The sequence below is a fragment of the Aeromonas sp. S18(2024) genome, from assembly GCF_041402525.1.
Classification (GTDB): Bacteria; Pseudomonadota; Gammaproteobacteria; order Enterobacterales; family Aeromonadaceae; genus Aeromonas; species Aeromonas enteropelogenes.
In genome coordinates this window covers 296,302-318,769 of sequence record NZ_JBGLQV010000002.1, presented here as the reverse complement: position 1 = coordinate 318,769, position 22,468 = coordinate 296,302, and the positions used below count along the sequence as shown (strand labels likewise).

Below are 22,468 nucleotides of genomic sequence, written 5' to 3'. Positions count from 1 at the left end.
TGTCGGACCAGAACGGTGCTGAACCATGAGTGGATTCAGTGCGACCCTGCCCCGTTGGGCAGCTGCGTCAATCGTGATGCCAGGCTAAGCATGACCTCTTCCTACATTCGTCTTGTCGACCGCTCTTTTCGCGCCCTGCTGGGGCTGACCCTTGCCATCATCCTGCTGTTCGAATTCGGCCCGGAGCGGGTACTGGATCTGCAGGAGTGGCCCGTTATCGTCACCGTGCAGCGGGCGGCGGATGTGACGCCGGAGCAGGCGCGCTATCTCTCGTCGCCGGAAGGCAAACCTGGCGTGCAATGCATTCTGCCCGCCCGTCAGCACATAGTGCCGGGCTGCAGACTGACCTTGACCCTGACGCTCCCCGATGAGGGGCTCGACCTCGCCCGCTTTGACACCCTGCATGTGCGCCTGAGCGTGACTGGCGAAGGAGGTCAGGATTGGCGTCTCTATCTGCGTAACCATGATCCGGCCAGCGATCTGCCCGGGGATCCCCTTGCCCCCAAGTTCAACGAGATCATCTTTCGTCCGGCGGATTACGGCAGGCTCCACAAGGTGCCCCTCGACGTGTTCGCACCGGCAACCTGGTGGATCAAGCAATACAATGTGCCGCTGCAGCAGCAAGGGCCTGACTTGCACCGGGTCTATGCTATCGAGCTCGCCGCCGGTTACGATATGCAGCCTGGCACACACGGGGCCATTATCGAGGAGTTGCATTTTCATGGCCCCTGGCTCGATGCCAGTCTCTTCTATCGCCTGATCCTGGCGGTCTGGTTTATCTATGGTTGCATCATACTGGTGGCCAACCATCTGCATATGAAACAGCGACTGCAGCATGCCCATCAGGCCAGATTGGCGGCGGAGGAACACAATCGCACCCTCTGTGAGGAGAGTCGCCGCTCCCGCGAGGAGGCTACTCATGATCCCCTGACCGGTGCCTTCAATCGTCTGGGCGGAGAAGAGCTGCTGGAGGGGTTGGGTGAGCGCGCTTTTTCCCTCATCTATCTGGATGTGGATCACTTCAAGCAGATCAACGATGGCCATGGCCACCCGGTGGGGGATGAGGTGCTCAAGCATCTGGTCAGCCAGATCCTGCGCCACTGTGATACTTTCTGCCACCTGGTGCGCTGGGGCGGGGAGGAGTTCGTGCTGATCTGCCTTCACTACGATCAGAAGCAGGCTTGCGCACTGGCCGAGCGGCTGCGCCTGATGCTGGCGGCGGATCCCCACTGGCCCGAAGCGCTCAGGGTGACCGTCTCGTTCGGGGTGGCCGAGCGCGCCGGCGATCCGCTGGAGCAGGTGATCCGGCGGGCAGATGCCGCCCTCTATCAGGCCAAGCAACGGGGCCGCAACCGGGTGGAGACAAGCTCGCCAGTCTCTCCCTCCATACTGACGACAAGGGAAACAACATGACGGGACAAACAATCGGCGCTCTGACCCTGCTGGTGGCCGACTACGACGAGGCCATCGCCTTTTTTACCCGGGGGCTTGGCTTTACGCTGCTGGAAGACACACAGCTCGATGAGCCGGGCAAACCGGGCAAGCGTTGGGTGCGGGTCGCCCCGGCGGGCGGGCAGGGTTCGGCCCTGTTGCTGGCCCGCGCGGCTACCCCGGAGCAGCAGGCCGCCATCGGCCGGCAGGGCGGCGGGCGGGTCTTCCTGTTTCTCGAGACCGATGACTTTTGGCGGGATTACGAGCGGATGCAGGCCTATGGCGTGCATTTTTGCGAGCAGCCGCGCAGCGAACCTTACGGCACTGTGGTGGTATTTGAGGACATCAGTGGCAACCGCTGGGATCTACTGCAACGCACGGCTGCCAACTGAATCTGAAAACGTTTATCATCCGCCCTGTCATCGAGTCATAAAAGTGTCACAGAAAATTCTAATAATTGGCGCACCCATCTTCACAGAGGAGAGAGAAGGGAATGGCTAAGCGAATTCTGGTGGTTGAGGACGAGGCACCGATCCGCGAAATGCTCTGTTTCGTACTGGAGCAGAAGGGATACGAGACGATTGAGGCGGAAGATTTTGCCGATGGACTGGCGAAGGTGCGTGAACCCTACCCCGAACTCATCGTGCTGGACTGGATGATGCCCGGTGGCAGCGGTATCCAGTTCATCAAGCAGCTCAAGCAGGATGAGGTGACCCGCCAGATCCCGGTGGTGATGCTCACCGCTCGTGGCGAGGAAGAGGACAAGGTCCGCGGTCTCGAGGCGGGGGCCGATGACTACATCACCAAGCCGTTCTCTCCCAAGGAGCTGACTGCTCGCCTGCATGCGGTGATGCGCCGGGTCTCTCCCACCTCGGTGGACGAGGTGATCGAGGTGCAGGGGCTCAAGCTGGATCCTGTCTCTCATCGGGTCAGTGCCGAGGAGAAGGCGCTGGATATGGGGCCGACCGAGTTCAAACTGCTGCACTTCTTCATGACCCATCCCGAGCGGGTCTACAGCCGCGAGCAACTGCTGAACAATGTCTGGGGGACCAATGTGTATGTCGAGGACAGAACCGTGGACGTGCACATTCGTCGCCTGCGCAAAGCGATCGAAGAGACTGGACACGACAGACTGATCCAGACGGTACGTGGAGCCGGATACCGTTTCTCAACCCGTCTCTAAGAGGCAATTATGTTGCAACCTTACGCCTGGCGGCGACAGTTGTGGCGAATGGTATTCTTCTATTCGCCGTTCGTGTTGGTCGGCTGGTTGATTGATCATCTTGCCCTCTGCCTGCTGGTGGCAGCCCTGCTCCACCTCGGTTGGCACTACCGTTTCCAGAAGCGCCTGTCGGACTGGCTGTGGCACGATCGCAGCCTGGTTCCCCCCCATGGCAGTGGCAGCTGGGAGCATATCTTCAACGGTATCTACAAGTTGCAGCAACGCCACCGGGCCAGACGGCGCGAGCTGGCGGGCCTCATCCGCCGTTTTCGCGAAGGGGCCGAGGCGCTACCCGATGCGGCCGTGGTGATCCGCACTGACGGCAGCATTCTCTGGTGCAACCGGCTGGCCGAACAGCTGCTGGGGTTTCGCTGGCCGGAGGACGCGGGCCAACACGTGGGCAACCTCATCCGCAATCCGGCTTTCGGCGCCTACCTCGGCAAGGGGGAGTATGACGAGCCCCTCGAGATGAACTCCCCGGTCAACGAGGAGAAGTTTCTCGAGTTTCGCATCATGCCCTACGCCGAGGATCAAGCCATGCTGGTGGTGCGGGACGTGACCCGGCTGCGCCATCTGGAGAAGACCCGCAAGCACTTCGTCTCCAACGTCTCCCACGAGCTGCGCACCCCGCTCACCGTGCTCAAGGGCTATCTGGAGATGACCGAGGAGCCGCCGCCCCCCGCAGTGTGGGCCAAGGCGCACAGGGTGATGATGGAGCAGACTATCCGCATGGACAACCTGGTCAACCAGCTGCTCACCCTGTCGCGCATCGAGGCGGCGCCGTCGGTGGATCTCTCCCATCTGGTGGACATGCCCGCCATGCTGGGGCTGCTGGAGCTGGAGGCCAGGGCGCTCTCCGGCGAGCGGGGACACCAGATCGAGTTCAACGTGCAGTCAAACCTGTTCGTGCGCGGTGATCAGGAGCAGTTGCGCAGCGCGGTGTCCAACCTGGTCTACAACGCCATCCACTACACCCCGGCGGGGCGCAACATCACGGTGGAGTGGCGTACCCAGGGCACCATGGCGCTGTTTGCGGTCAAGGATGAGGGGGAGGGGATTGCCCCCGAGCACCTGGCGCGGCTCACCGAGCGTTTCTATCGGGTCGACAAGGCCCGCTCGCGCCATACCGGTGGCTCGGGGTTGGGCCTTGCCATCGTCAAGCATGCCCTCAGTCATCACGACTGTCACCTCGACATCGAGAGTCGGATCGGCCTTGGCAGCCGCTTCAGCTTCCTCATCCCGGCGCGCATGGTGGTGATTAAATAATCTTTTTAGACAATGAGTTAGATACGAAAGAAGGGCTGCATCCGCAGCCCTTCCTGCATTTGTGCAAATCCTTGCTCATGTCATTAAAGTGTCACATTAAATCCATAAATTTGTCACTGCCAGGTCAGATACTGGCGCCGTTTCAAGAACGGACCTTCTGTAACTTTGGAGAGGGTGATCGGGTTTGAACCATGTATCAACGTCATACTGACGATTGCCTTCTGCAACCTTGGACTTGGAGAGATTGGATGAAACTCAACAAACTGGCTGGTGTTATCGGATTCACCGCTGCAACCCTGTTTTCTGCCAGCACCCTGGCCTATGGTGTCGATAAGGATCTGCCAGAGTACGCCCCGACCAGCGGCATCTCCGGCAACCTGTCTTCCGTCGGCTCGGACACCCTGGCCAATATGATGACCCTGTGGGCCGAAGAATTTAAGCGTGTCTATCCCAACGTCAACGTGCAGATCCAGGCCGCCGGTTCTTCCACCGCGCCGACCGCCCTGACCGAAGGGGTTGCCCAGTTTGGCCCGATGAGCCGCGCCATGAAGGCGGGCGAGATCGAGGCGTTCGAGAAGCGTTACGGTTACAAGCCGACCGCCATCCGCGTGGCTGTCGATGCCCTGGCGGTGTTCGTCAACAAGGACAACCCCATCAAGGGGCTGACCATGCAGCAGGTTGACTCCGTCTTCTCCAGCACCCTCAAGTGCGGCGAAGCCAAGGCAGCCACCAAGTGGTCTGATCTGGGTCTGGAGGGCAACTGGTCCAGCAAGGATCTGCAGCTGTTCGGCCGCAACTCCGTCTCCGGTACTTACGGCTACTTCAAAGAGCACGCCCTGTGCAACGGCGACTTCAAGAGCGGCGTGAACGAGCAGCCGGGTTCTGCCTCCGTGGTGCAGTCCGTCTCTGCCTCCCTGAACGGCATCGGCTACTCGGGCATCGGTTATGTCACCTCCGGGGTGCGCGCGGTACCGCTCTCCAAGGATGGCAAGACCTTCGTCGAGGCGAACTCTGATAACGCCATCACCGGCAAGTATCCGCTCTCCCGCTTCCTCTACGTTTACGTGAACAAGCACCCGAACAAGCCGCTCTCCCCGATGGAGCAGGAGTTCGTGAAGATGATGTTGTCCAAGGCGGGCCAGAGCATTGTCGCCAAGGACGGTTATGTGCCGGTACCGGCCAAGGTCGCCATGGCCGACCTGAAGAAGCTGGACATCATGTAACACAGCTGCCAGCCCGTGACGCAAAAACGAGCCCCCTGCGGGCTCGTTTTGTTTATGGGACGCCGTTTTGGCAAGCCGGACAGGATCTTCTCGGCCATTTTTCGGCTATTGAAAAATGCACTCCCTTGCGTCCCGAGTCGGCATTTCCGAAAATAGGGCAACGTTATGGTTAAGGAGTCTTTCATGACCGCCCCGTTTTACAAGTTTGGCCTGGCAGCCCTGTGCACGTCTCTGCTGCTTGGTTGTGCCCAGTCACCGACCGGTCGCAGCCAGATGTTGCTCTACTCCCCCCAGCAGATGAGCCAGCTGGGAGCAGACTCCTTCGAGCAGATGAAGAAGCAGGAGAAGGTGAGCACGGATGCGAGGCTCAATGCCTATGTCTCCTGCGTCGCCAGGGCGGTGACCGCCCAGGTGCCCGCCAGCTATGGCATCAGCAACTGGGAAGTGGTGGTGTTTGACTCCAAGCAGGTTAACGCCTTCGCCCTGCCCGGTGGCAAGATCGGGGTCTACAGCGGCCTGCTCAAGGTGGCCAAGAATCAGGATCAGCTGGCCACCGTCATCGGTCACGAGCTGACCCACGTGCTGGCCCAGCACTCCAACGAGCGTCTCTCCCGCAGCCAGCTGGCGGATATCGGTCTGTCGGTAGCGGACATCGCCATGGGTACCAGCGAATATCGCGGTGCCACCATGGCGGCCCTCGGCCTTGGCATGGAAGTCGGGGTACTGCTGCCCTATGGTCGCGAGCAGGAGAGCGAGGCAGACCGTCTGGGGCTGGATCTGATGGCCCGCGCCGGTTTTGATCCCGCCGCCGCCATTCCCCTTTGGCAGAACATGAGCGCAGCCTCCGGCGGCAAGAACCCGCCCCAGCTGCTCTCCACTCACCCCAGCAACGAGAGCCGCATCGCCGAGCTGCAGGCGCAGCAGGCCGAGGTGCAGCCTCTCTATCAGCAGGCCCGTGCCAACGGCCTGGTGCCCCAATGCAAGGCATAAGCCTGCGCATGGCGCGGCCCGATGATGCCGCCGCCATGACGGTGATGCAGCGGGCCAGTTGGCTCGCCGCCTATAGCCAGGTGCTGGGCCAGGACATGCTGGCCCGGCTGGACGTGACCGAGCATCTGCAGATCTGGCAGGGTCGGCTCGCCGAACCAGGTCCGCGCCCCATGCTGCTCTGCCTGGATGAGGTGGTGATAGGCCTTCTTTACTGGCAGCAGGAGCAGGAGGAGGGCCTCGCCACCGCCAGGATCCGGGCGCTTTATCTGCATCCGGATCACTGGCGCCATGGGTATGGCAAACGATTGTGGCAAGCGGTGGCGATGCAGATGCGGCGCAGCGGCTGCGAGTGCGTCAGATTGTGGCTGCTCGATGGCAACCGGATAGGCGAGGGGTTTTACCTGCGCCGAGGCTTCGTGTTCGACGGCAAACAGCGGACCCTGACCAGCCTTGGTCAACCCTGTCTGCAGCGGCAAATGTTCCGCCTGCTTTGATCCCGCTTTGGTTTTACGCCCCGTGTCACTTTATTTTTTTTGCGAATTAATACAATGTCCCCCCAGAACTGATCCGGATGACAGATAACAGACAAGGGAGTGCGGGCATGTATTACGGCTTTGATATCGGTGGTACCAAGATTGCCTTTGCGGTGTATGACGGGGCCTTGAATCTCTGTCATGAGGAGCAGGTGGCCACACCGGGCAATGATTACGAGGCGTTGCAGCAGCTGATCCGCGAGCGGGTCGAGCAGGCAGACGCCCGCTTCGGTGCCAGGGGGGCGGTCGGCATCGGCTTTCCCGGCATCCTCAATCGTCACGACCACAGCATAGTGGCGGCCAACCTGCCCGCCATCAATGGTCGTCATCTGGGGGCCGATCTGGTGGAACTGCTGGATCGCCCGGTCAAGGTGGACAACGATGCCAACTGTTTCCTCTGGTCGGAAGTGCACAAGGGAGCGGCGGATGGCGCCGGCAGTGCCCTTGGGGTCACCATCGGCACCGGTATCGGCGGCGCCGTCTACCTCGCAGGCACCCTTATCCAGGGACGCAACTGGCTGGCCGGCGAGATAGGCCACTACCCGCTGCCTGCCACCATCCTGATGAAATACCCCGAGCTGCCCCGTCCCCGCTGTGGCTGTGGTCGTCTGGTCTGTTTCGAGACCTACGCCTCCGGTACCGGGCTGGAGCGGCTCTATCACCATTTTCACGGTCAGCGTGCCACGGGGCGCCAGATTGTGGCACGTTTCGAGGCCCATGAGCCCCATGCGGTGGCCACGATCGATTGCTGGCTGGAGATTATGGCCGCCGGTCTGGCTACCGCCATCTCGGTGATCGATCCCGAGGTGGTGGTGCTGGGCGGGGGCCTGAGCGGCCTGCCCGCTCTCTACGAACAATTGCCGCTGCGCCTGCCCGGCCATCTATTGCCCGGGGTCGCACTGCCCGAGATCCGCCAGGCCCGCTTCGGCGGTGCCGGTGGCGTGCGTGGCGCAGCCTTGCTCAACCTGTGAGATCGGATGTGGGGTCTGATCTCCCCGATAAAGGAGTCGTCATGACCCGTCTTGAAATCTGCATCGACAACCTGGAATCCCTGTTTACCGCCCAGCAGGCGGGGGCGGATCGTATCGAACTCTGCTCCGCCCTGGGGCTGGGTGGCCTGACCCCCTCCCATGGCTTCATGCAGTTGGCGGCGCGCCATGCCACCGTGCCCGTCTATGCCATGATCCGTCCCCGTGCCGGCGACTTCTGTTTCAGCGATGGCGAGTTCGAGATGATGTTGCAGGATATCGCCGCGGCGCGTTCGGCCGGTTTGCAGGGGGTCGTCGTCGGTCTGCTCGATGAAGAGGGGCGGGTGCCCGCCGCCAGGCTCAAGCAACTGGTGGAAGCGGCAGGCCCCCTTGGTGTCACCTTCCACCGCGCCATCGATCTCTCCTCCGACTGGCGGGCGGATCTGGAAATCATCGTCAATGCCGGTTGTGAGCGCATCCTGAGCTCAGGCCATGCGCCGACCGCGCTGGCGGGGCTTGAGACTCTGCAGGCCATGCAGCAGGCGCTGGCGGGCCGTGCCAGCCTGATGCCGGGGGCCGGAGTCAATGCCGACAACGTGCGCACCATCATCGAATTTACCGGGGTGAGCGAGGTGCACATGTCCGGCATGGGCTGGCGTGGCGGCATGGTGCCTCATGGAGTCAACATGGGCACCTCGGACGATGGCCGGGTCAATATCACCGATGGCGCCAAGGTGGCGGCGGTGCGGGCTTTGCTGGACAAGATCTGATGCGGGCCGCGCGGCGGCATGGTGTCTCTCTATCGTATGGGGTCAACATGGGCACCTCGGACGATGGCCGGGTCAATATTACCGATGGCGCCAAGGTAGCGGCGGTGCGGGCCCTGCTGGATCGACCCTGATTCTTCTGATCAACGCCGCCTGTGGGCGGCGTTTTTGTCGCGGCATGTGAACTCACTCCCACGGACGGGGAAATCAGGGGCGCCGCCGGCAGCACCTGGCACAAAAGTCTGATATCATCCCGACTCTTTTACATCAGGACCCGGAGCAACATCTCAATGTCCCAATACGACTCTATCGAACAGAAGGCCAGCTATGGCATCGGCCGCAACATGGGTGATCAGCTGGCGCAGCAAGCCTTCGCCGGTCTGGATATCCCGGCCCTGCAACAAGGCCTGGCGGATGCCCTGAACGGTCTGGAATTCGCGGTAAGCCGTGACGATATCAATGATGCCTTCCAGGTCATCACCGCCCGCATGCAGGAAGAGCAGGAAGCGGTCGCCAAGGCAGCTGCCGCCGAAGGCGAAGCCTTCCTGGCCGACAACGCCAAGCGCGCCGAAGTGACCGTGACCGATTCCGGTCTGCAGTACGAAGTGCTGGTCGAAGGCAACGGCGCCGTACCGGTAGCCGGTCAGTCCGTGCGTGTTCACTACAACGGTACCTTCACCCACGGTGGCGTATTCGACAGCTCGGTCGCTCGCGGCCAGCCGGCCGAGTTCCCGGTGACCGGCGTGATCAAGGGCTGGGTTGAAGCCCTGCAGCTGATGCCGGTTGGCTCCAAGTGGAAGCTCTACATTCCGCAGGATCTGGCTTACGGTGCCCGTGGCGCCGGCTCCATCCCGCCCTACTCCGCTCTGGTATTCGAAGTGGAGCTGCTGGACATCCTGTGATCCGGCTGGCGTGATGCAAACGGCGACCCTCGGGTCGCCGTTTGTTTTTGGGCGAGCTTGCTGGTGGGTTAAAAGGTGGCGACGAGCACCCATTGGGGGCTTTTTTCGCCGCCGGGAACCGTCATACTGCAACTGAACCCCAGTTGAGGTGTGTCCCATGAACAAGATGATGAAGGTGGCGGTGGTCACGGCTGCGCTGTTTGCCACACTGCCTGCCAGCGCCGATGCGATGCGTTGCAAGAATGCGTTGATCACCGAGGGCGACAGCACGGCCCTGATGCTGCTCAAGTGTGGAGAACCCATGCTGCGCGAAGAGCTCAGTCGCAATGAGGAGAACCAGTTCGGTTATCTGGTGCCGGTGAAGTATGGGGAGCGCTGGACCTACAACTTCGGTAAGAGCGAGTTCATGCGCTTCGTCACCGTGCGCAACGGCGTCATCACCGATATCGAAAACGGCCCGCGCGGCGAGTAGCCGGCGGGCAAACAGCATGGAAGCATTAAGGACAGGAGGGCAAATCCCCTTGACTCACTGTTCCGGCAAGGGCTCGGCGTGACTGAGCTGGCGCAGTGCCTGGTTGATCTGGCGCGCCAGTCTCAGGCGCCGGTGGCAACTCAACCCGTGCAGACTGAGCCTGCCTGCGCTGAATTCAAATGTTCCCCATGACTCGATGGCAAAGGAGCCCCGGTGGAAACTCTTGATATATCTTGCGATCTGCCGCGGAGATAACTGCTTGAACACCTTCATCACAACGTCACCTGCTTGCTTGAACAGGGCACACTATGGGGGCAGTTGATGACAGTCATGTGACGTTTTATAGAGTTTTGCATGAATCCTGTTTTGGTGATCCCTTCGGGCAAAGCAAGGGCACCATTTGAAAAATTAGTGCCATCACAATCCCTTGCACCGATATACTGCGGGCTGTCGAATGGAATGAGCAAAAGGGCCCGCACGTGGAATGGGTTGATGTGGTGGATGAAGAGAACCGGGTGATCGGGGTGGCCGAGCGGGCCAAGGTGCGGCGGGAGAATCTCTGCCATCGTGCCAGCTACATCCTGGTGCTCGACGAGGCGGATCGCATCCTGGTGCAGCGCCGCACCCTCTGCAAGGATTTCTGCCCCGGCATGCTGGATGCCTGCGCCGGTGGCGTGGTGACCGCGGGCGAACAGATGGAGCCCTCCGCCCGGCGCGAGCTGGCCGAAGAGCTGGGGATCCACGATGTGCCGCTGCAAGGCTTCGGTACTTTTTATGCCGAGGGGGAGGGGTATCGAGTCTGGGGTGGCCTCTACAGCTGCCGCTATCAGGGACCGCTCCAGCTGCAGGCCGAAGAGGTGAGCGAGGTGCACTGGATGAGTCAGGCCGAGATCGCCGCGCGGGTCGACGAGTTTACCCCCGATTCCCTGCTCGCTATTGCCACCTGGCAGGCTCGTCGCTAACAGCAATCTCATCCAGAACAACACGGGCAGCCACTGGCTGCCCGTTTGCGATCCTAGTCCAGCTTGAGCCGCCGGTTGGTGCGCCCGCAGGGGCTGGGGGTCGCCAGCCAGTGCCCCTGCCAGTCGGTGACAAGGCGCAGCAGTGGATACTCCAGATCGAGCCTGGTCACTACCAGCTGTCCGCTCTCCCCTGCATTGACCGGTTGGCCGCTGGCCGGGTCGATGATCTCCACGAGGCAGCTCTCGTTGACGATAAAGCCCTCGCCGGGCTGGCTCTCGTAGGCCACCACGCCTATGTCCTGCCAGACCAGGCAGTTGAACGCTTGAATGCCATAGATGGCTTGCAGCGGGGCCGTCTCGGGGTGGGTAACCTCGCACAACAGGGCGGTTTGCAGGGAGTCGGTGGCCACCTCGGCTGCCTCGGCGGCTTCCAGCAGATCCAGCAGGGTGACCAGCGGGCCGACAAAGCCGGTAGGCTGGTAGCGTTGCAGCGCCTCCAGTTGGCGCTGGGTGTCATGAGGGCCGCAGGGCACCACAGGAGCGCCGAGCTGGCGGGCGCCGTTGTCGAAGATGAAGGCGGTTGGGCCGGCGTGATAGTCGTGGCCGTTGAGCATCACCTCGCCGGACTTGAAGCCGGCGGCAAACAGGGCGCGCGCGGCCCCCCACCAGTCCGCCCCCGCATATTCGGGAATGGCCAGCTGGCCCGGGCTTGCGAAGGCGCGCAGTGCCTGGCTGGCGGGGCGGCCGGTCAGTCCGGCAAACGGCGGGTGGGCCTGCTGGGCGGCAAACAGTTCGGCGCTGTCGAGCAGGGGCAGGGTGGCCAGTTCGGCCAGATCCTCGAGACGGCATTGACGATAGGCACTGGAGTAACCGGCGCAATACTGGCTGACGTGGGTAAGTTGATGATTAAGCTGGTCCAGTTGCTGTTGTGCACGCAAGGCGGGGGGACGAATTTCCAGACCATCGTAGTAGTGTTGCATGGGGCCTCCTGGCGCCGTGAAACCTGCTCAAGATTAGTCTGCCTGCTGGAAAAATGCCTGCCGGGGAGCGCGTCGCTGCGATGGGATATGACGAATGGCTGCGCTAGACTGGAGCTTCACCAATCGACTCGGGACGAGAGATCATGATTGCAGTTGGCCAACCCTTGCCTTCGGGCGAATTTACCTTCATCACGGCTGCGGGCAAGCAGATACAGGATGTCCAGACCCTGTTTGCCGGCAAGAAAGTGGTGCTGTTCGCGGTGCCCGGTGCCTTCACCCCCACCTGCTCCAACGCCCATCTGCCGGGCTATGTGGTGCTGGCCGACCAGTTTCAGGCCAAGGGGGTGGACGCCATCTGTTGTCTGTCGGTCAACGATGCCTTCGTGATGAAGGCGTGGCAGGATACCCAGAACGCCGATGCCATCACCATGCTGGCGGACGGCGACGGCAGCTGGACCCGGGCCCTTGGCCTTGCCAAGGAGACCGGCGCCTTTGGCGGCCTGCGTGCCCAGCGCTTTGCCCTCATCGCCAACGATGGTGTGGTCGAGCAGCTCTTTGTGGAAGAGCCGGGCAAGTTCGAGGTGTCGGATGCCCAGAGCCTGCTGGCGGCGCTGTGAAATCATCAATCGTCGTTTGATTTCCCCTTGAAATAGAAAGGCGGCCCGCTACACTGGGCCCGCTTCTGGAAGAAGCCAGGCCCGTGCCTGGCTTTTGTGTTTGCAGACCATGGAATAGAGACGATATGACCCTGGCTTTTGTTGCCCTGATTGCCGGACTGGCGCTGCTGGTCTGGAGTGCGGATAAATTTGTCGATGGCGCTGCCGCGACCGCCCGTTATGCCGGCATGCCGCCGCTGCTCATCGGCATGGTGATCATCGGTTTTGGTACCTCGGCCCCCGAGATGGTGGTGTCGGCCCTGGCCGCCTCCCAGGGCAACCCCGGGCTGGCGCTCGGCAATGCCTATGGCTCCAATATCACCAATATTGCCCTGATCCTGGGTTTGACGGCTCTCATCAGCCCGATTGCCGTTGCCTCCCAGGTGGTGCGCAAAGAGATCCCCATCCTGCTCGGCATCACCCTGCTCTCCGGTGTCCTGCTCATCGACGGTCATCTGGGTCGCACCGATGCGGCCATCCTGGGCGTCGTGTTCGTGGCGCTGATGGGCTGGTCCATCTGGGCCGGCATGAACGGCAAAGGGGATGCGCTGGATGCGGAGACCGAAGAGGACATCGAGAGCGAAGGCATGTCCCTCAAGCTGGCCCTGTTCTGGCTGGTGGTAGGGCTGGTGCTGCTCATCGGTGCCTCCCGCCTGCTGGTATGGGGCGCAGTGACCATCGCTCAGGGCTTCGGTATCAGCGATCTGGTGATTGGTCTCACCATAGTCGCCATCGGCACCTCGCTGCCGGAGCTCGCCTCCTCCCTCATCGCCATTCGCAAGAATGAGCACGATCTGGCCCTCGGTAACGTGCTGGGTTCCAACCTGTTCAACACCCTGGCGGTGGTCGGGATCGCGGCAGGGATCCATCCGCTGGATGTGGCGCCGGAAGTGCTCTCCCGCGACTGGAGCCTGATGATGGGCCTGACCCTGCTGTTGCTGGTGATGTGCCTGGGTCGCAAGGGGCAGGGGCGGATCAACCGGCTGGAGGGGGGCGTGTTGCTCTCCTGCTTCGTGGGTTACACCGGCTGGTTGCTGACCAGCCAGTTTATCTGACGATTCGCCAGACAATAAAAAGAAGGGGGAAGCATCGGCTTCCCCCTTCTGTTTTTGGCGAAGGCCAATCAGGCCACGGCCACCAGCTTTTGCCCCTGCTGGGCGCTGTCCAGGATCAGGATGCTCGCCTTGGGGAAGAAGTTGAAGGTGGAAGCCGATGCCCAGGTGTAGGCCCCCATCACCCGGCCGACCACCAGCTCGCCAATCTCCAGATCTGGCAGCATGATGCCGTCGCGGATCACGTCCACGCTGTCGCAGGTAGGGCCGGAGAGCACGGCGTTGTGCAGCTCGCCGTGGGCATAGGGGGTGCTGACCGGATAGGTGACGTGGTCATAGAGCTGGCCGTTGTAGCTGCCGTAGAGACCATCATCCAGGTAGTACCAGATCTTGTCGCCGCGGTGGGCCTTGCCCATGACGCTGGCCACCGAGGTCATGGCCGGCGCGCTGATGAAGCGGCCCGGCTCGGCGATCTTCTGCACGGTGGCGGGCAGCTTGGCCAGCGCCTCGCGGATCGGGGCGCAGAAGCCGTCGATGTCGAACTCGCCGCCGTCGTAATCCACCGGGAAACCGCCGCCGATATCCAGCACCCAGGGCTTGAGCCCAAGATCCCAGGCCTGCTCCATGATCTCGCGACAGGCGTCGATGGCCTGCACGTGGCGACGGGCGTGAGGCACCTGGGAGCCGACGTGGAACGACAGCCCCATCACCTTGATCCCCTTGGCCTGGGCCAGCTGCAGCAGGGGCAGCGCCTGCTCGGGTGTACAGCCGAATTTCTTGGAAAGATCGACCTTGGTCTCGGGATTGGGGAAGCTCACCCGCAGCAGCAGCTTGACCTCGTCCTTGTAGGGCAGGAACTTCTCCAGCTCCAGCGGGTTGTCATAAACGAACACGGTGCAGCCGTACTCCAGCGCGTAACGGATGTCGCTGTCGCGCTTGATGGGATGGGTATGAATGCAGCGCCCCGGGCGGACACCCTGACTGCGCACCAGATCCACTTCGCCATTGGTGGCCAGATCGAAACAGGCCCCCTCTTCCTTCAAGACAGAGACCACCGCCTCGTGGGGCAGGGGCTTGAGTGCATAATGCAAGCGCACATCGGGCAGGGCGGCCGCCAGGGCCCGATACTGTTTGCGGACGGCTGCCTTGTCGAGCAGCAGCAGGGGGGAGCCAAATTGTTCAACCAACTGACGGTAATCTTGTGCGACCAGGGTCTCGTTCATTCTCTTTTGAAAGTCCTTAGGGGGCGTGATATGCCCAAGCCATATGCGATTGAACCGGCGACGGCCGGGTCAGGCGAGCGGTCCGGCGGGACCAACCTGGCACAGTGCATAAATTTAGAGCAAAGCGCTTGGTTATGCGCGGGATTATCGGCTTATTGAGTTTCTGTGCAAGCATTTTGATTGGATATGTTGTTGAGTTTTTCTGCATGAAACGAGATAGAGAATTGCTTTTTATCCCGTCATCTTGCGCGTCGGGACACGTTTGATGCAGGCCAAGTTAACTCTATGATTGTTAACCACTATTTAACATCTTGCCGATGAGATGGCCGATCATGAAAAAAGTGCGGGAGCGGGCCGGCAAGTGCGAGACAGCTCACAATTTTTGGATTACCATGCCCGCTTCCTAATCCAAATTAGTTCGGATGAAGGTAGCAGGAGAGTGATGGGCAACCATCCACCGAAGAAGTGAATCTTTCAGGTACCGGGCAACCGGTGTGGACTGCTACTGGACGATACTCTGGAGAGACCCGTTGAATCGGGCGCCGAAGGAGCAAGGCACCATGATTGCATCGCAATCTGGCGCCGGAAACTCTCAGGCAAAAGGACAGAGGGGATGGGATGGTTGTACCTGAGCTTGGAACTGTTCACGATCTGTAACGAGAGGTCGTCAGCAAGGTAAAGAGCAGCGCAGGAACCGGAGTGTATGTGAATACATGAGCCTCTCGGTCCCACATAAGCGAGCTGCGCATTAGCCTTGATCACGGCCTCGCAGTAAGAGTGTGAACACGTTCTTAGCCCGCATCCGATCGCCTCTGGCTGATCGCGACACCTATGGGAAGATCATCCTTCTCCTCCTTAATTTCTGTTTCTTAAGGAGGATGCATGTCATCAATTCAAGCGGCGCTCACCGCCATCGATAGTTTTGTCTGGGGGCCACCCCTGCTGATCCTGCTGGTCGGGACCGGCATTTACCTTACCCTGCGTCTGGGACTGCTTCAGCTGGTGCGTTTGCCACTCGCCCTGCGTCTGGTATTCGGCCGTGATCAGGGCCAGGGCAAGCAGGGGGATGTCTCCAGCTTTGGCGCTCTGTGCACCGCCCTCTCTGCCACCATAGGCACCGGCAACATCGTCGGCGTTGCCACTGCCATCAAGCTCGGTGGTCCGGGCGCCCTGTTCTGGATGTGGATGGCAGCCCTGTTTGGCATGGCCACCAAGTACGCCGAGTGCCTGCTGGCGGTCAAATATCGCCAGCAGGATGCCAACGGCCAGATGGCCGGTGGCCCCATGTACTATCTGGAAAAGGGGCTTGGCTCCAGGGTGCTCGCCAAGCTGTTCGCCCTGTTTGGCATCGGCGTGGCCTTCTTCGGGATCGGGACCTTCCCCCAGGTCAACGCCATCTCGGATGCCATGACACTGTCGTTCTCGGTGCCCCGCGAGGCGACCGCCGTGGTACTGACCCTGCTGGTGGGCCTGGTGACTCTGGGGGGGATCAAGTCCATCTCCAGCGTGTCAAGCAAGGTGGTCCCCTTCATGGCCCTCTTCTATATCGCCGCCTGTCTCGGGGTGCTGTTTGCCAATGCCGCTGCCTTGCCGGATGCGGTGGCGCTGGTGCTGCAGAGCGCCTTCACCGGCCATGCGGCCACCGGTGGCTTCGTCGGTGCCGGCATCATGCTGGCGATCCAGTCCGGGGTGGCGCGAGGCGTCTTCTCCAACGAGTCCGGGTTGGGCTCGGCCCCCATCGCCGCGGCGGCGGCCAAGACCAATTCCTGCGTGGAGCAGGGGCTGGTCTCCATGACCGGCACCTTCTTCGACACCATCATCATCTGCACCATGACCGGCCTGACCCTGGTGGTGACCGGAGTGTGGAGCGGGGATCTCAGCGGCGCCGCCATGACCAGCCAGGCCTTCTCCCAGGGGCTGGATGCCCATATCGGTCAGTATCTGGTGAGTATCGGCCTGCTGTTTTTTGCCTTCACCACCATCCTTGGCTGGAACTACTACGGCGAGCGCTGCACCGAGTACCTGTTCGGGGTCAAGGCGATCAAGCCCTACCGCCTGGTCTATCTGGTGCTGGTGGCGTGCGGCGCCTTCCTGCATCTCGACATGATTTGGCTGCTGGCCGATATCGTCAACGGTCTGATGGCGGTGCCCAACCTCATCGGCCTGATTGGCCTGCGCCACGTGGTAATCGCCGAGACCCGGGCCTACTTCAGCCGTGACCGGGATACGGAGTCCGAGCCTGAGCCGCAGACCGCCTGATCTCGCCACCGCGTCTCACGTTCCCCTTGAAAAGAGCAAGCCACGACCCAGGGTCGTGGCTTTTTTGTGGGTGCCTCCAAGGGGCGGGGGCTCAGGGGAGCTGCACAGAGGAGGGGTCAGTCAGTCGTCAGCAACCGTTGCAGTCTGTGGTTGACCTCGGCCACCAGTTCGCCATCGCTCCCTTGCCAATGGATGGCTTGCGCGAGCGTGGTGGAGGTGCCCGGCAAAAAGCGCAGCTCCCCGCCCGCCAGCTCGTAGAAGCGGCTCGCCATCCGGGTACCCTCATCCACATCCCCCGTCACCAGCAGCATGGCCTGGGCCAGCACGGCGCCGCCGTGATCCTGACCCGGCGCCAGCCAGCGCTGGGCGGTGCCGGTTATCTTGCGCCCCCCGATCACCAGGTTGTACTGGCCGTCACAAAACGAGCCGGGCACGAAGTCATAGCTCCCCTCAAGGCCGTATTGCGCCAGCAAACTCAGCAGCGGCGCACCCAGCAGCCGGTAGTAGTGGGCGAGATCCGTGGTGGTGCGGGGCAGCAGCAGGGAGAGGTTGAGGATGCCGGCGCCGTGAGGCACGGCGGTGCCGCCGCTGTCGCGCACAAACACGGGCCAGCCTTCGGCGGCGAGCTGCGCGCAGGCGCTTTGATAATGAGGCAGTCGGGTGTCCTTGCGGGTAACGATGAGGCATTGGGGCGCCTGCCAGAGGTGGGCCATGGCCGTACCCGTGTGGGCGCAATCGCGCAGCCAGTGCTGCTCCCGGGCGAGGATTTGATCCGGGGTATGGCTTTCAGGCAGAGGGGGAAGCAGGGAGTAGAGCATGGTGGCATCCTGAAGCATGACAGGCTTTGCACACTACCCGTGGCGGGTAGCCAGGTAAAGCCCCGCATGGCGGGGCTCTATGGCCGTTAACGGGGAGCTTGGGCGCAGGGCTTGCTGCGTTTGGGCAGCAGCAGGTTCAGGACGATGGCGGTGAGGCCGCCGGTGGCGACGCCGTAGGAGAGCACGCTCTTGGCCAGCTCCGGTAGATGCTGCAGCACCTCCGGCACCTGGGCGACCCCCAGCCCCATGGCGAGCGATACTGCCAGGATCATCAGGGCACGGCGGTCGAGCTCTTCGCGGGCAATGATGCGCACCCCGGCGGCGGCGATGGTGCCGAACATGACGATGGTGGCACCGCCCAGCACGGGCTCGGGGATCTGCTGCACCAGGGTCGCCACCGCCGGGAACAGACCGAGCAGGGCCAGCATGGCGGCGATGAAGAGGCCGACGTGGCGGCTGGCCATGCCGGTGAGCTGAATGACCCCGTTGTTCTGGCTGAAGGTGGACATGGGGAAGGTGGAGAAGAGCGCCGCCAGCATGGAGTTGCAGCCGTCGGCCAGCACGCCGCCCTTGATCCGCTTCATGTAGACCTTGCCGCTGACCGGCTCGCCGGAGACATCCGAGGTGGCGGTCATGTCACCGATGGCCTCGAGCGCCGTCACCACGAAGATGATGGCAAGCGGCACGAACAGCTGCCAGTCGAAGCCGAGACCGTACTTGAGGGGGACGGGCACCATCAACATCGGCCCCTCGAAGGTGGGGGCGTTGATCTTGCCAAGCAGCAGCGCCACGGCATAGCCCACCAGCATGGCGATCATGATGGCGGAGAGGCGCAGCCAGGGGTTGCGGCTGCGTTGCAGCAGGACGATGAGACCAAGCACCAGCAGGGAGAGAAACAAGTTGCTGTGGCTGGCGAAGCTGCCATCGGCGAGGGCACCGTAGCCGCCCCCCATGCTAATGAGGCCCACCTTGATCAGGGTCAGACCGATGAGCAGCACGACGATACCGGTCACCAGCGGGGTGATCACCTTCTGCACCAGGTGCAGGCAGCGGCTCAGGATCACCATGGTGAGGGCCGCCACCAGCATGGTGCCGAACAGGGTGCCCAGCATATCGTCGGTGGGCATGGCGGCCTGTTTGAGGGCGAGGCCGGAGGAGATGATTGGCCCGAGGAAGTTGAAGCTGGTGCCCTGCACCGAGAGCAGGCCGGAGCCGACGGGACCGAAGCGGCGGGTCTGGATGTAGGAGGCAATGCCGGACATGACCAGCGACATGGAGACGATATAACGGGTATCTTCGGCGGGCAGGCCCAGGGCGTTGGCGATGATGAGGGGCGGGGTGATGATGGCGACGAACATGGCAAGCATATGCTGCAAGGCGGCGAACAGCGTCTGGGGCAGGGGCGGGACATCGTCTATGCCGTAGACCAGTTCGCTGTGTGCCCGCCTGGGGGGATGGGCCTCGGGGGCGGTCTGCGTGGTGGCAACCTGTTCCATAAAAACCTCAACGTGTGTGGGGATGGGGAGAAAAATTGGGCGCTATTGTAGAGATTGGCGCGCTGCTGACCAGCGTTTATTAATCAGAAAAAGGTTTATTTTTCGGTGGGTTGAAACGTTTGCGTGCGGCGATTATGATATGTCGCTTTGTGTGAGCCAGATCTCCTTTTTATTCATTGCGCAAATGACATTCTTACCACTTAGTAGGTGTAAAATGGGCCCCCGACCTTGATGTGGAGCCGCTGGATGCTCAAGTTGTCAGAGTTCTGGAGTGCCAAGGCACACTCCGAAGACTTTACCCGCACGCGCATGGGTTTTATGACGGTGCGTTTGCGTTTGCTCACCTGCCTGCTGATCGTCGGTTTGCCCGCCTGGGCATTGGTGGATTGGCTGACCCTTTCCCGTACCCATTTCGAAGAGCTGCTTCAGGCCAGGATCTTCTGTGCCCTGGCGCTCTCGCCACTGATCCCGCTCTCCTACCTCATCAACTTCAGACTGCAGCGCATGAAGCTGGCGCTCGGCTACCTGATGGTGGTGATGATGCTCTTCTCACTCGTCAGTTTGCACAGCTTCGGGACCGAGCAGCAGCTGCAGGTAGGCTATGTGGTGTTCCCTTATCTCTTGATCACCCTGTTTGCCATCTTTCCCATTCCCCTCCTGCGCGGTTTGCAACTGGCCGGCGTGGTGCTGCTGACCATGGTGCTGGGGCGCTGGTTGTTGGTGGGGCAGACCCTGTGGAGCCAGGCCACCCTGAACCAGGTGTGGGTGCTCAGTCTGTTTGCCATGGCCAGCTGCTGGGTGCAGTGCGGCCAGCTCAACATGCTGCTGCGCCTCTATCGGGAGTCCACTACCGACGAGCTGACCGGCATGATGAATCGCCGCCTGTTGCTCAAGCAGCTGGAGCAGGCCCGGGCCCGGTTGCTGACCAGACAAAAGCCGTTTGCCGTGCTGCTGCTGGATCTCGACCGCTTCAAACGAATTAACGATATCTATGGCCATCTGGCGGGGGATGCGGTGCTCAAGGAGGTGGCCACCACCCTGGATGAACAGCTGGAGTCCGGCATGGTGCTGGGGCGTTATGGCGGTGAGGAGTTTGCCATCTTGCTGCGCAACTGTGGCGATCCCGAGGAGGCGGTCCGCATCGCCGAACGGCTGCGGATATCGGTCGAGGCGCGTCTGGTAAAGAGCCCGACGTCCGACGAGTTGCTGGAGGTAACGGTCAGTATTGGCATCGCTCTGGCGCGGAGAGGCGAGAGCATAGATGCCCTTATCAACCGGGCCGATGAGAGCCTCTATCAGGCCAAGATGGCGGGGCGCAACTGCGTGGTGGTGGAACGCCCGCAGGCCGAAAAAGCAGATGCCGCCTGAGGGCGGCATCCTGTGGTTTGCTTGGGCGTGAGGGTCAGCCCAGGCGGTATTTGCCGGAGAGCTGCTGGGCCAGCAGCTTGAACATGTTGAAGACCGCCATGGTCTTGCCGGTCGGGGTGCCATCTTCGGCCAGGAAGTACTCCCCCTTGAACACCAGGATCTCCCCCTTCTGCTCCACCGAGTCGGCACGCATGCCGTGGATGAAGTCTTCGTGTTCCCGGATCATCTTGTTGGCCATCTCCAGCAGGGCAGTCTCGGTGATCAGCTCTTTCTGTGGTTGCATGCTCGTCTCCTTAAACGACTACTGGACAGGGGCATAGCAGGCCCTGCCTCTGATTGAAGAGGGGGCTAGCATACTGCAAACGGGGTTTTTCTGTCATTGATATGACCCCGGGTTTGTTCTCCCCTATCCCATCACCAGGTTTCTGAGCCAGCGGCGCTGGCGGATCCTGTGCTGCACCAGCAGTACCTTGCTGAGTTCCTCCAGCAATACCACGGCGACCACCCATGAGAGAGGCCAGTCGAGCAGGCTCACCGCCACCCAGGCAAGCGGCAGGCCGATGCACCACATGCCGACAATGTCGATGAAGATGCTGTAGTTCACATCGCCCCCCGAGCGCAGCACCCCTATGATGCCCACCATGTTGAACACCTTGAGCAGCATGCCAAGACACATGATGGCAAGCACCTGCCCCGCCTCGCCCATCAGCTCGGGGGGCAGGTTGCCGACCCACTGCAGCAGGCTGGTTTGCAGCAGCCAGACCGCAACGCCAACCAGCAGGGCGCCCACGGGGGCGAGCAGCAGGAAGAGCTGGGAGTGTTGCCAGGCCGCCTCGTACTCCTCGGCCCCGAGCCGGTGGCCGAGCAGGGTGGAGCAAGCCACCGCCAGCCCGAAGAAGAGGGAGATGAGGATGCTCTCCAGCGTCCCGAGGGTGGTCATGATGGCGAGCGAATCGGTGCCAAGGTGGGCATAGAGAAAGCCGTAGAGCAGCATGCCGAAGGCCCAGAGACCGTCATGAAACAAGAGCGGTAGGGCGATCAGGGTAAAGCGCACCACCTCCTTGCGTTTGAAGGCGGCCAGCCAGTCGACAGCGCGCGGAACAAGGCGCGACTCGTGACGTCTCACGTAGAGCAAGAGCAAGGCGGTCTGCAGCAGTCGGGAAAGTGTGGTGCCCCAGGCCGAGCCGGCCACCCCCATGGCCTCGAAGCCGAAGTGGCCGAAGATGAGGACATAGTTGAGGATGACGTTGGCAATGATGGCGATGATACCGATGCGGGTCGGCGCCGTTGCGTTGCCGATGGAACGCAGGGCCGACTCCAGCGGCACCACAATGGCGGTGCAGAGGATGGTGGCGCCGGTGATCATCAGATAGTGGTCGGCGAGCGGGCGCAACTCGGGATCCTGGCTGGCAAAGCCCAGCACGCTACCCGGTGAGAGCACGTAAACGAGGGCAAACGGCAGGCTCACCAGAGTGGCCCCCACCAGCGCTAGCGCCAGGGAGCGGCGCACCCCGGCCATCTCGCCGCGACCATAATATTGTGCCGCCAATACCGAGACCCCGCCTGCGAGGCCCGCTATCACCAGCAGATTGAAGAAGAAGACCCGGTTACCCAAGCCGACAGCCGCCACTGCCGTGGTGCCAAGCTGGCTCACCATCATGATGTCGATGAGACCGAGCAGGGAGAACATCATGGACTGCAGTGAGACGGGCAGGGCCAGTCGCCACAGTCTGGACATGAACTCGCGATCGGTGGTTTGTTTTAAAATTGCTTGCCAATAATTCATTTGTGTTAACCGGGTATAAGAAAAGCAAGGCTTGTCAGGGGTATGATAAGAGGCTAAGCGGGTGGTCTCACTGTGAGTGAGTCTCGGTTTTCTT

Annotated in this window: 23 protein-coding genes, 1 pseudogene and 1 riboswitch; of the genes and pseudogenes, 17 read left to right on the top strand and 7 right to left on the bottom strand. The window is 61.7% G+C overall.

The genetic code is table 11. The annotated features are described in order from the left end of the window. The first annotated feature begins 90 nt into the window (after positions 1–90). The 12 genes and pseudogenes from ACB034_RS04650 (at position 91) to ACB034_RS04595 (ending at position 9,774) form a co-directional block, all read left to right on the top strand. The gene (locus ACB034_RS04650; RefSeq protein WP_338610912.1) at positions 91–1,413 is read left to right on the top strand and encodes a GGDEF domain-containing protein; all 1,323 of its coding nucleotides are present in this window, start codon (positions 91–93) and stop codon (positions 1,411–1,413) included. Next, a complete protein-coding gene (locus tag ACB034_RS04645) occupies positions 1,410–1,823 on the top strand; it encodes a VOC family protein (RefSeq protein WP_371172215.1) in 414 nt (137 codons plus the stop codon). Before ACB034_RS04650 ends, ACB034_RS04645 begins: the two co-directional genes overlap by 4 nt. Before the next feature lie 101 nt (positions 1,824–1,924). Next, positions 1,925–2,614: a phosphate regulon transcriptional regulator PhoB gene (phoB, locus tag ACB034_RS04640; protein WP_026457670.1), complete on the top strand. Its 690-nt coding sequence runs from the start codon at positions 1,925–1,927 to the stop codon at positions 2,612–2,614. A gap of 9 nt (positions 2,615–2,623) precedes the next feature. Continuing rightward, positions 2,624–3,919 carry a phosphate regulon sensor histidine kinase PhoR gene (phoR, locus tag ACB034_RS04635; RefSeq protein WP_216993971.1) on the top strand — a complete coding sequence of 432 codons (1,296 nt, stop codon included), beginning with the start codon at positions 2,624–2,626 and terminating at the stop codon, positions 3,917–3,919. A 248-nt stretch (positions 3,920–4,167) separates the two neighbouring features. Continuing rightward, entirely contained in the window at positions 4,168–5,142 is a 975-nt protein-coding gene (locus ACB034_RS04630; protein ID WP_124238748.1) for a PstS family phosphate ABC transporter substrate-binding protein, read from the top strand. Between the two features lie 183 nt (positions 5,143–5,325). Further along, positions 5,326–6,132 carry a M48 family metallopeptidase gene (locus ACB034_RS04625; protein ID WP_026457721.1) on the top strand — a complete coding sequence of 269 codons (807 nt, stop codon included), beginning with the start codon at positions 5,326–5,328 and terminating at the stop codon, positions 6,130–6,132. Beyond that, on the top strand, positions 6,120–6,626 hold the full coding sequence (locus tag ACB034_RS04620) for a GNAT family N-acetyltransferase (protein WP_338610905.1): 507 nt from the start codon (positions 6,120–6,122) through the stop codon (positions 6,624–6,626). The genes ACB034_RS04625 and ACB034_RS04620 overlap by 13 nt, the downstream gene beginning before the upstream one ends. Positions 6,627–6,733: 107 nt before the next feature. After that, positions 6,734–7,636, top strand: a complete 903-nt coding sequence (locus ACB034_RS04615) for an ROK family protein (RefSeq protein WP_042073071.1) — start codon at positions 6,734–6,736, stop codon at positions 7,634–7,636. 41 nt (positions 7,637–7,677) lie between these two features. After that, the gene (locus ACB034_RS04610; protein ID WP_371172214.1) at positions 7,678–8,403 is read left to right on the top strand and encodes a copper homeostasis protein CutC; all 726 of its coding nucleotides are present in this window, start codon (positions 7,678–7,680) and stop codon (positions 8,401–8,403) included. A 38-nt stretch (positions 8,404–8,441) separates the two neighbouring features. Then, positions 8,442–8,534: pseudogene (locus ACB034_RS04605) on the top strand (copper homeostasis protein CutC); the annotation flags it as partial. 156 nt (positions 8,535–8,690) lie between these two features. Continuing rightward, positions 8,691–9,302: an FKBP-type peptidyl-prolyl cis-trans isomerase gene (locus ACB034_RS04600; protein WP_371172213.1), complete on the top strand. Its 612-nt coding sequence runs from the start codon at positions 8,691–8,693 to the stop codon at positions 9,300–9,302. A 157-nt stretch (positions 9,303–9,459) separates the two neighbouring features. Beyond that, a complete protein-coding gene (locus ACB034_RS04595; protein ID WP_371172212.1) occupies positions 9,460–9,774 on the top strand; it encodes a DUF2845 domain-containing protein in 315 nt (104 codons plus the stop codon). 54 nt (positions 9,775–9,828) lie between these two features. Here the strand turns inward: ACB034_RS04595 and ACB034_RS04590 are convergent, their stop codons facing one another. Beyond that, the gene (locus tag ACB034_RS04590; protein ID WP_371172363.1) at positions 9,829–10,047 is read right to left on the bottom strand and encodes a DUF1107 family protein; all 219 of its coding nucleotides are present in this window, start codon (positions 10,045–10,047) and stop codon (positions 9,829–9,831) included. Positions 10,048–10,253: 206 nt separating this feature from the next. Here ACB034_RS04590 and yfcD point away from each other — a divergent pair, with 206 nt between their 5' ends. After that, entirely contained in the window at positions 10,254–10,736 is a 483-nt protein-coding gene (yfcD, locus tag ACB034_RS04585; RefSeq protein WP_371172211.1) for an NUDIX hydrolase YfcD, read from the top strand. A 53-nt stretch (positions 10,737–10,789) separates the two neighbouring features. Here the strand turns inward: yfcD and ACB034_RS04580 are convergent, their stop codons facing one another. After that, positions 10,790–11,716, bottom strand: a complete 927-nt coding sequence (locus ACB034_RS04580; protein WP_042027807.1) for a phenylacetate--CoA ligase family protein — start codon at positions 11,714–11,716, stop codon at positions 10,790–10,792. A 143-nt stretch (positions 11,717–11,859) separates the two neighbouring features. Here ACB034_RS04580 and ACB034_RS04575 point away from each other — a divergent pair, with 143 nt between their 5' ends. Both ACB034_RS04575 and ACB034_RS04570 read left to right on the top strand, forming a co-directional pair. Continuing rightward, a complete protein-coding gene (locus ACB034_RS04575; RefSeq protein WP_371172210.1) occupies positions 11,860–12,333 on the top strand; it encodes a peroxiredoxin in 474 nt (157 codons plus the stop codon). Between the two features lie 125 nt (positions 12,334–12,458). After that, positions 12,459–13,427 carry a calcium/sodium antiporter gene (locus ACB034_RS04570; RefSeq protein ID WP_371172209.1) on the top strand — a complete coding sequence of 323 codons (969 nt, stop codon included), beginning with the start codon at positions 12,459–12,461 and terminating at the stop codon, positions 13,425–13,427. Positions 13,428–13,495: 68 nt separating this feature from the next. On the opposite strand, the gene ACB034_RS04565 is transcribed toward ACB034_RS04570, so the two are convergent. Next, a complete protein-coding gene (locus tag ACB034_RS04565) occupies positions 13,496–14,647 on the bottom strand; it encodes a type III PLP-dependent enzyme (RefSeq protein ID WP_342012973.1) in 1,152 nt (383 codons plus the stop codon). 507 nt (positions 14,648–15,154) lie between these two features. Next, positions 15,155–15,265, top strand: a riboswitch (glycine riboswitch). Between the two features lie 264 nt (positions 15,266–15,529). On the opposite strand from ACB034_RS04565, the gene ACB034_RS04560 reads away from it, so the two are divergent. Continuing rightward, positions 15,530–16,906, top strand: a complete 1,377-nt coding sequence (locus ACB034_RS04560; RefSeq protein ID WP_371172208.1) for an alanine/glycine:cation symporter family protein — start codon at positions 15,530–15,532, stop codon at positions 16,904–16,906. Between the two features lie 116 nt (positions 16,907–17,022). Here the strand turns inward: ACB034_RS04560 and ACB034_RS04555 are convergent, their stop codons facing one another. Then, positions 17,023–17,724 carry a protein ligase gene (locus ACB034_RS04555; protein WP_371172207.1) on the bottom strand — a complete coding sequence of 234 codons (702 nt, stop codon included), beginning with the start codon at positions 17,722–17,724 and terminating at the stop codon, positions 17,023–17,025. An 86-nt stretch (positions 17,725–17,810) separates the two neighbouring features. Beyond that, the gene (locus tag ACB034_RS04550; protein WP_201940857.1) at positions 17,811–19,220 is read right to left on the bottom strand and encodes a nucleobase:cation symporter-2 family protein; all 1,410 of its coding nucleotides are present in this window, start codon (positions 19,218–19,220) and stop codon (positions 17,811–17,813) included. 246 nt (positions 19,221–19,466) lie between these two features. Between ACB034_RS04550 and ACB034_RS04545 the strand changes: the two genes are divergently transcribed. After that, positions 19,467–20,588, top strand: a complete 1,122-nt coding sequence (locus ACB034_RS04545) for a diguanylate cyclase (RefSeq protein ID WP_371172206.1) — start codon at positions 19,467–19,469, stop codon at positions 20,586–20,588. Positions 20,589–20,622: 34 nt separating this feature from the next. On the opposite strand, the gene ACB034_RS04540 is transcribed toward ACB034_RS04545, so the two are convergent. Both ACB034_RS04540 and ACB034_RS04535 read right to left on the bottom strand, forming a co-directional pair. After that, on the bottom strand, positions 20,623–20,871 hold the full coding sequence (locus ACB034_RS04540) for a YciN family protein (RefSeq protein WP_026458620.1): 249 nt from the start codon (positions 20,869–20,871) through the stop codon (positions 20,623–20,625). A 123-nt stretch (positions 20,872–20,994) separates the two neighbouring features. Then, positions 20,995–22,374, bottom strand: a complete 1,380-nt coding sequence (locus ACB034_RS04535; RefSeq protein WP_371172205.1) for an MATE family efflux transporter — start codon at positions 22,372–22,374, stop codon at positions 20,995–20,997. Positions 22,375–22,468: the final 94 nt, after the last annotated feature.